General features: G+C 70.5%; 5 protein-coding genes, 1 tRNA gene and 1 pseudogene. 5 read left to right on the top strand and 2 right to left on the bottom strand.

The window, feature by feature from the left end; translation table 11 throughout:
- Window positions 1-36 precede the first annotated feature (36 nt).
- Complete coding sequence (locus FNH09_RS42145) at window positions 37-1,374, bottom strand: peptidoglycan-binding protein (protein WP_152895148.1); 1,338 nt, start codon at window positions 1,372-1,374, stop codon at window positions 37-39.
- A gap of 230 nt (window positions 1,375-1,604) precedes the next feature.
- Here FNH09_RS42145 and FNH09_RS42140 point away from each other — a divergent pair.
- The 4 genes from FNH09_RS42140 (at window position 1,605) to glxA (ending at window position 6,660) form a co-directional block, all read left to right on the top strand.
- Window positions 1,605-1,678, top strand: a tRNA-Lys gene (locus FNH09_RS42140).
- Window positions 1,679-1,744: 66 nt separating this feature from the next.
- On the top strand, window positions 1,745-2,458 hold the full coding sequence (locus FNH09_RS42135; protein ID WP_152895147.1) for a FadR/GntR family transcriptional regulator: 714 nt from the start codon (window positions 1,745-1,747) through the stop codon (window positions 2,456-2,458).
- Window positions 2,459-2,767: 309 nt separating this feature from the next.
- Window positions 2,768-4,726 carry a glycosyltransferase family 2 protein gene (locus tag FNH09_RS42130; RefSeq protein WP_152895146.1) on the top strand — a complete coding sequence of 653 codons (1,959 nt, stop codon included), beginning with the start codon at window positions 2,768-2,770 and terminating at the stop codon, window positions 4,724-4,726.
- Window positions 4,723-6,660: a radical copper oxidase GlxA gene (gene glxA / locus FNH09_RS42125; protein ID WP_152895145.1), complete on the top strand. Its 1,938-nt coding sequence runs from the start codon at window positions 4,723-4,725 to the stop codon at window positions 6,658-6,660. The genes FNH09_RS42130 and glxA overlap by 4 nt, the downstream gene beginning before the upstream one ends.
- 128 nt (window positions 6,661-6,788) lie before the next feature.
- Here glxA and FNH09_RS42120 read toward each other — a convergent pair whose 3' ends face one another.
- Window positions 6,789-7,823 (bottom strand): glycoside hydrolase family 6 protein, encoded by a 1,035-nt coding sequence (locus FNH09_RS42120; RefSeq protein WP_152895144.1) that lies wholly within the window; start codon window positions 7,821-7,823, stop codon window positions 6,789-6,791.
- A 520-nt stretch (window positions 7,824-8,343) separates the two neighbouring features.
- On the opposite strand from FNH09_RS42120, the pseudogene FNH09_RS42115 reads away from it, so the two are divergent.
- Window positions 8,344-8,473, top strand: a pseudogene (locus FNH09_RS42115) (sensor histidine kinase); the annotation flags it as partial.

The following is an 8,473-nucleotide window of genomic DNA, read 5'->3' as shown; positions in this document are numbered from 1 at the left end:
GGGGTCGGGGGCGAGGCCCGGCCCGCGGCCCGGCGGTCACGAGAAGATCCGGCGCCAGGTCTCGGGCCCGGGGTAGCCGTTCGCCGCGCCGCCCCGCCAGCCCTGGGCGCGCTGGAACGCCTCGACCGCCCGTCGGTCCGGCTCGCCCCAGCGCGACCCGGGCCCGGTGGCGAGGTACTTGCCGAACCCCTTCTTCACCAACTCGCGGCCGAGCCGGGCGACGTGGGCGTTGTCCGCGCCCGGCCGGAACATGCCCCGGCCCGGGTAGGCCGGGATCCCGGCGGGAGGCCCCGACGGGCCCGCCCCGGCCGCGATGTCCCGGCCCGCGCCGGTGGCCAGCAGTGCCCAGGTCCGCGGGCCGGGCCGCCCGTCCACGGCCGCGCCCGTCCAGCCCTGGGCGCGCTGGAACGCCTCGGTGGCCCTGCGGTCCGCGTCCGACCAGCGGGGGCCCGGACCGGTGGCGTAGTAGGCGGCCGCGCCCCGGCTCACGAGTATCCGGCCGAGCTGGGCGACGTATCTGTTGTTCGCGCCGGGACCGAAGTACGCCGCTCCGGGGTACGGCGTCACGCCGGCGGCCGCCCGTCCGCCCGCCGTGATCAGTTTTCCGCCGCTGCCGGCCGGCTTCGTGGCCGCCGGCTCCGGCGCGAGCCCCTTGTGGCGGTAGGCGACGTACTGGTCGGAGTGACTCCAGTAGGCGTAGGGAGTGCCCTGGCGGCGGGTGTGCGGCGGCGTCTGCTCATAGACGGTGTAGTAGGTGTGCGTGTGGTCCGTCCAGCCGCCGAAGATGACGACGTGCGAGCCCTTCTGGGGGTCCTTCGCATTGTGGAACAGCAGTATGTCGCCGGGCTGGACCTTCTCCTTGGTGACGCGCTCCCCGAATTGGTCGAGGCTGCCCGTCCATTCGTTTCCGGGCAGGTTCCAGGCCATGGAGACAAAACCCGAGCAGTCCTGCCGATAGCCGTCGGACCAATAGGCCAGCATGCTGTACGGCACTTTCGCGTCGATCCATTTCTTCGCCCGGTTGATGATCTCCGTACGGGTGGTCCTGCTCGTCTTGAGCCCACCCGGAGTGCCGGTCTGCCCCCGGCCGGGACCGTGCAGCGGGGCCTTGCCGCCCTGCGGGGTGCCGGGCTCGTCACCTGCGGGGACGCCGGGCCGGGCGGGTCCGTGCGGGGCGGCGTGGGCGGGCGCCGCGGCCACCGCGCCGAACGCCGCGGACGCGGCGGAGGCGGCGGCCACGGCCAGCACGCGGTGGACGGCCGGATGGCCGACCGTGCGGCTGCGGGAAAAGGGCAGAACCCGGCGCCACAGGGCGCAGCCCGGGCAGTCGCAGTCGCTCGCCGGATCGAATTCCTCGAATTCCGGAGTCCTCATGCGATTCCCCTCACACTCCAGGTCGGCCTGTCCGCGTGTGTACACGTAGATCAGTTTTCCAACTGTCTTCCGGGTGCGCATGTTGACGGTCCGAACGATGTACAGCGGCCGGCCGGAGGGGGCCGAAGCGGCCGGGAGCCGCGACGGGCCGCCCGGGAGACGGCCCGGAGGTGGTCGGAACGTGGTCGGAAGCACCTCCGCACGTCATGTAGAGTTAACGACGTCAGCAAGCGCCGCTAGCTCAGTTGGTTAGAGCAGCTGACTCTTAATCAGCGGGTCCGGGGTTCGAGTCCCTGGCGGCGCACCGACGGAAGAAGCCTCTCGCAGCAGCGAGGGGCTTTTTCGTTGTTTGGCCGGATACCCTCTCGCCATGGCAGCCCGAGACCTCCAGGAGCGGATCAAGAAGCTCATCATCGACCGCCGGCTGCCCTCCGGGGCCCCGCTGCCGACCGAGCCCGAGCTGATGGAGTTCCTGGGCGCCAGCCGGAACTCGGTGCGTGAGGCGCTCAAGGCGCTCCAGGCGATGGGCATCGTCGAGATCCGGCACGGATTCGGCACCTACGTGGGACCCATGTCCCTCGCTCCCATGGTCGAAGGCCTCGCGTTCCGTACGGTCGCCGGGCACTACCGGGGCGAGGACAGCCTGCTGGAGCTGCTGGAGCTGCGCGAGGCGGTGGAGACGGGTCTGGTCTCCCGGCTCGCGGGCCGCATCCCGGAGTCCGGTCTGGCCGAGCTGGACGCGCTCGTGGACCGGATGGAGCAGGAGGCCGAGCGGGGGGCCGGGCTGGCCGAGACCGACCGGGCCTTTCACGCCGCGCTCTACCGGGGTCTGGGAAACCCGCTGCTGCGCGAGGTGCTGGAGGCGTTCTGGGACGCCTTCCACCGGGTCCGCACCGATCTGGCGGACATCCCGCAGGACCCGCTGGTCACGTGCCGCCAGCACCGGGACATCGTGCGCGCGGTGCGCTCGGGTGACTCGATTCGAGCAGAAGCGGCCATAAGAGATCACTTCGGAAACATTCGCACCCGACTGTCCACAACTGATCCACAACTCCCCCACAGCTGCCACAATGAGCGCGTATGACCGGTAAACACCGCGTTTCGCGTCTTGCGATCAGGCTGGACGCCGTACAACCCTGTTTCCCAAGATGCTGTCGATTGACGGCACTTGGGGGACCAGGAGCCGGTTGCCGTTGATACGGGGAGAGGGAACCCGTTCACGGGGGTGTGTCCAGGGGGGCGCCCCGCAACCGGGAGTGCGCAGTTGCGTGTCCATGAGTGGTACGGCGACTGCGCCTCGCCGCTGAAACACCTGTGCGGGCCAAGGGGGGCCATGGCAGGTGTCAGAAACCGACAGACACGCTCAGACCTGCGTGTCGTGGGGGGATGACTCATGACGTCGATACCGACGGGCGCCGGGCACGATCCCGACCCGTCAGAGACGGTGCAGCTGAGAGTGCCCACGCACTCGACCGGCCAGTTACGCCGAGCGAAGAGGGCACTGCCGAGATACGACTACGAGCACTACAGCCGGCTGGCGGGTCCGCTGACCCAGCCCGACCCGGCCAAGCCGTACCGGGTGGAGTACCGCTCGCTGCTCTCGCAGGAGCCGCACCGGATCCGGGCCGCCCTGATGCTGGGCGCCGCACCTCTGCTGTCCCTGGTCCTGCTGGGCTGGCTGCTGCGGCCGGAGCACTGGACCTCGCGTGACTACCCCGCCTTCTCCTGGCTGCCGGCGCTCGACGTCGTCATGCTCGTCTCGATCGGCCTGATCGAGTTCTTCCGCTGCATGAGCGTGCTGTCGAACGCGCACGCCACGCTGGTCGCCCGCGACCCGGTCCCGGTCGTGCCCGAGACCGGCACCAGAGTCGCCTTCCTGACCTCCTTCGTGCCCGGCAAGGAGCCGCTGGAGATGGTGACCCGGACCCTGGAGGCCGCCGTCCGGCTGCGCCACCGGGGACTGCTGCACGTATGGCTGCTCGACGAGGGCGACGACCCCGACGTCAAGGCGGTCTGCGCCCGGCTCGGCGTGCACCACTTCTCCCGCAAGGGCGTCGAGAAGTGGAACCGGCCCAAGGGCCCGCACCGTGCGAAGACCAAGCACGGCAACTACAACGCCTGGCTGGACGCGCACGGCGACGCCTACGACTACTTCGCCTCCGTCGACACCGACCACGTGCCGCTGCCCAACTACCTGGAGCGGATGCTCGGCTTCTTCCGCGACCCGGACGTCGGCTTCGTCATCGGCCCGCAGGTCTACGGCAACTACGACACGTTCGTCACCAAGGCCGCCGAGTCCCAGCAGTTCCTCTTCCACGCGCTGATCCAGCGCGCCGGCAACTTCTACGGCGCCCCGATGTTCGTCGGCACCTCCAACGCCGTACGCATCAAGACGCTGAAGCAGATCGGCGGCCTGTACGACTCGATCACCGAGGACATGGCGACCGGGTTCGAGATCCACCGGCACCGCAACCCGGCCACGGGCCGCAAGTGGCGGTCGGTCTACACGCCCGACGTGCTCGCGGTCGGCGAGGGACCGAACGCCTGGACGGACTTCTTCACCCAGCAGCTGCGCTGGTCCCGGGGCACCTACGAGACCATCCTCAAGCAGTACTGGAAGGGCTTCTTCTCGCTGCCGCCGGGCAAGCTCTTCAACTACACGATGATGATCATCTTCTATCCGATGTCGGCCCTGAACTGGATCCTCGCGGCGCTGAGCTGCGCGCTGTTCCTGGGCCTGGGCGCCTCGGGCGTGGACATCGACCCGACCGTGTGGCTGATGCTCTACGGCAACGCCTCGGCGCTCCAGATCGGCCTCTACATCTGGAACCGGCGGCACAACGTCTCCCCGCACGAGCCGGAGGGTTCCGGCGGGGTGGCCGGCATGGTGATGTCGGCGCTGTCCGCGCCGATCTACGCCCGCTCGCTGATGGACACGGTGCTGCGCCGCAGGAGCAGGTTCGTGGTGACGCCCAAGGGCGACTCGGCCAGCCCGGACACCCTGTTCGGGACCTTCCGTGTCCATCTGTTCTTCATGGTGGTCTTCGCCGGGTCGATCACCGCCGGCTTCGCGCAGGGGCACGCCCACCCCGCGATGATGGTCTGGGCCTCGCTCGCCCTGCTGATCACCGCGTCGCCGATCCTCGCCTGGCGGTACACGCTGCGGCAGGCCGGGAAGCGGACCGCCGGAGCCGCCCCGGAGCCGCGGGACGCCGTCCCGCCGCAGGTGCCCCCGGCCGGCCCGCACACCGCGCACGGCCCGGCGCCCCGGCCCAGCTGGGCCGCGTCGAGCGGGAGCGGCGACCAGACCATGCAGATAGCCCTGGGCGGACCCGGAGGTCGTAAGGAATGAGCGAGCGAGCCGGCCGGCGGCGCGCACGGCGACTCGCGGTGGGTACGGCGGTGGTCCTCGCGCTGGCCGGGATGAACGGCCCGTGGATGTACCGCTTCGGGACCGAGAAATACCACGAGTACGCGATCAACAGACCGGAGTACAAGGCCGACAACGGCCACTGGCAGGTCGTGGAGTTCCCCAAGGAGTACCGCCAGGACACCATCCACGCCGTCCTGCTGCACACCGGCAAGGTCCTGCTCGTGGCGGGATCGGGCAACAACCAGGACAACTTCGACGCCAAGAAGTTCGACAGCCGGATCTGGGACCCGGTCAAGGGCACCGTCAAGAAGGTGCCCACGCCGAGCGACCTGTTCTGCACCGGCCACACCCAGCTCGCCGACGGCAGGATCCTGATCGCGGGCGGCACCAAGCGGTACGAGAAGCTGAAGGGTGACGTCACCAAGGCCGGCGGCCTGATGATCGTCCACAACGAGAACCCCGACCGGCCGATCACCCTGCCCGCGGGCACCCGGTTCACCGGCAAGGAGAACGGCAGGACCTTCGTCTCCAAGGACCCGGTGCTCGTACCGCGCGCCAAGAAGGTGTTCGACCCGGCGACCGGCCGGTTCCTGCGCAACGACCCGGGTCTCGGCCGCATCTACGTCGAGGCGCAGAAGTCCGGCTCGGCGTACGAGACCGGGACCCAGGACAACTATCTGATCCAGGGCCTGACCGGGGTCGACGCCCGCAACACGTACGGCATCGCGCAGAAGCTCGCGCTCGACAAGAAGGACTTCCAGGGGATCCGGGACGCCTACGAGTTCGACCCGGTCGCCGAGAAGTACATCAAGGTCGACCCGATGAACGAGGCCCGCTGGTACCCGACGCTCACCACCCTGAGCGACGGGAAGATCCTCAGCGTCTCCGGCCTCGACGACATCGGTCAGTTGGTCCCGGGCAAGAACGAGATCTTCGACCCCGCGACCAAGAAGTGGTCCTACACGTCCACGATCCGACAGTTCCCGACGTACCCGGCGCTGTTCCTGATGCAGAACGGCAAGATCTTCTACTCGGGTTCCAACGCGGGCTACGGACCCGACAACGTCGGCCGGGACCCGGGCGTCTGGGACGTGGCCACCAACCGGTTCACCAAGCTGCCCGGCCTGAGCGACCCCGACCGGCTGGAGACGTCGGGCACGGTGCTGCTGCCGCCCGCGCAGGACGAGCGGTACATGGTGATCGGCGGTGGCGGGGTCGGCGAGTCCAAGCTGTCCAGCAACCGGACGCGGATCATCGACCTGAAGGACGTCCACCCGGCGTTCACGGACGGGCCGACCCTGGAGAAGGGCACCCGCTACCCGCAGTCCTCGGTGCTGCCCGACGACACCGTGCTGGTGTCGGGCGGCTCGCAGGACTACCGGGGGCGCGGCGACTCCGACATCCTCCAGGCCCGGATCTACCACCCGGACACCAACACCTTCGACCGGGTGGCCGACCCGCTGGTGGGCCGCAACTACCACTCGGGCTCGCTGCTGCTGCCCGACGGACGGGTGATGTTCTTCGGCTCGGACCCGCTGTACGGCGACAAGGCCGACACCAAGCCGGGCACGTTCGAGCAGCGCATCGAGATCTACACACCGCCCTACCTCTACCGGGACGCACGGCCGTCGCTGTCCGGGGGCCCGCGGACGATCGCGCGCGGCGGCACGGGCACGTTCACCTCGCGGCACGCCGCCGCGATCAGGAAGGTGCGGCTGATCCGGCCGAGCGCCTCGACCCATGTCACGGACGTCGACCAGCGGTCGGTCGCGCTGGACTTCACGACCTCCGGCGACCGGGTCACGGTGACCGTGCCGAAGAGCCGCGACCTCGTGCCGTCGGGCTGGTACATGGTGTTCGTGGACGACGACCAGGGCACCCCGAGCAAGGCGCAGTGGGTGAAGGTGCCCTAGCCGGCGGGCCGGTGGGTGTCCCCGCGCCCCTCAAGGCGGGGGGGGGGACACCCACCGGCCGGGAGGCGGGGAGCCCGCCGGCCCGGGGCGCCGGGATCCCGTCGGCACGGATGTCCGTGCCGGCCGGATCAGTGGGTGGCGCGCGCCAGGTCCAGTGCGTACTTCGGCCACCACTGGCCCGCCTTGGGGCCGCCCTTGCACTGGCCGTCCGACTCGCCCGGTCGTTTGACCCACAGATAGGCGTCGGCCAGCGCGTCCGCCGTCCTGGTCGTCGGCGGCGTGCCCAGCGCCCGGCCCGGCGGGTTGCACCAGCGCTCGTCCGGATCGCCCTGCGCGTAGGGCCCGTTGCCGTTGCGGCTGGTGTCGACGACGAAGTGCTTGCCGCCGACCTTCGCCGAGAGGGCCCTGCCGTAGGCGAGGGAGTCCTTCGTGGAGTAGAAGTTGGAGACGTTCACCGCGAAGCCGTCGGCCTTCGCGACGCCCGCCCGCCGCAGCGCGTCCGCCACCTGGTCGGGGTGGCCCCAGCCCGCGTTGCCCGCGTCGAGGTAGACCTTCGTGTTCTTCAGGGACTTGAGCTTTTCGACGGCGCCCCGCAGGAGGTCGTAGCGCTCCGCGTGGAACTCCTCCGGGGTGCAGCCGTCCACCAGGTGCAGCAGGGCGTCCGGTTCCAGGACCACCGTGCTGGGACGGTCCCCGATGCCCCGGGCCACGCCGTCGATCCAGGCCCGGTAGGTGTCGCCGTCACCGGCGCCGCCCTGCGAGTACTGGCCGCAGTCGCGGTGCGGGATGTCGTACAGGACCAATAACGCGGTGCGGCCCACCCGGTCGGCGGCCTCGGTGAAGCCCCGGGCCTCCTGCTCCGGGTTCTCCGGGCCGATCCACTCGCCGGTCGGCTGCTCGGCGATCTTGCGGATCTGCCCGGCCTCCTCCTCGCGGCCCGCCTTGGCGTAGGACGCGAGCTGCCGTGCCGCGTTGCCGTCCGGGTTCACCCAGAACGGGTCGGTGCGCTCGGGCTGTTGGGTGACCCCGGCGCGCGCGGCGCCGCCCGGCTCGCCGTCGTCCCCGCCGCCCGAGGAGCACCCCGTGACAGCCAGCGCCGCCCCCAGCGCCACCACGGAGATCCCGCCCCGGACCGAAGACCGCGCCCCCCTCGTGCAAAACATCCAACTCCCCCTAGGGTGCACTGTTCTGCGCAGTTTTTCCCGGTGCCAATCCTGGCATAAGTCGCGGTACGCCCACGGGGTCGCCCGAACTTGTCGGCGAGCTGTCGGGACCTCGACCCGGCGCGCTCCAGGGCCACCTGGGGCAATGACGGAGAGCCACGGAACGGGAACCCGGTGTCAAACGCCCTCTAGGCCCGCAGGCACATCCGTTCTACAGTCTTCTCGGACGGCCCCGGCCCCGGCCGGCCATGCACTCACTGTGGCCTGCGCAGCCTCCCGCGTAGCTCGCCGGGTTACTCCCGCGACCCGTGCGCACGCGGTCGAGGACCGGCCCGGCCGGCGTCCCCAAGGGGGAGCGGGCCGCCGGCCGGGCCGGTGACCTTCAGCGCGTCCCGCGGCCGCGGCGCGTACTCCGCAGCACCACGGCGGTGGCGGCGACGCCCACCAGGACCAGTCCGGTGACCGGGCGGGAGGCGCCGGGCCCGTCGGCGTAGACGTCCACCGAGGCGAAGTGGGCGCCACCGGCATCGCCTACTTCACCGTCTCGGAGCTGCTCCAGAACGTCAGCAAGCACAGCGGGGCGAAGTCGGCGTCGGTCGACGTGTGGCGGGTGGACGACCGGCTGCTCATCCAGGTCTCGGACGACGGCG

This window comes from Streptomyces adustus, from assembly GCF_009377175.1.
GTDB lineage: Bacteria > Actinomycetota > Actinomycetes > Streptomycetales > Streptomycetaceae > Streptomyces > Streptomyces adustus.
Note: the sequence above shows the minus strand (reverse complement) of the source record. Positions and strands in the feature narration are given on the sequence as shown.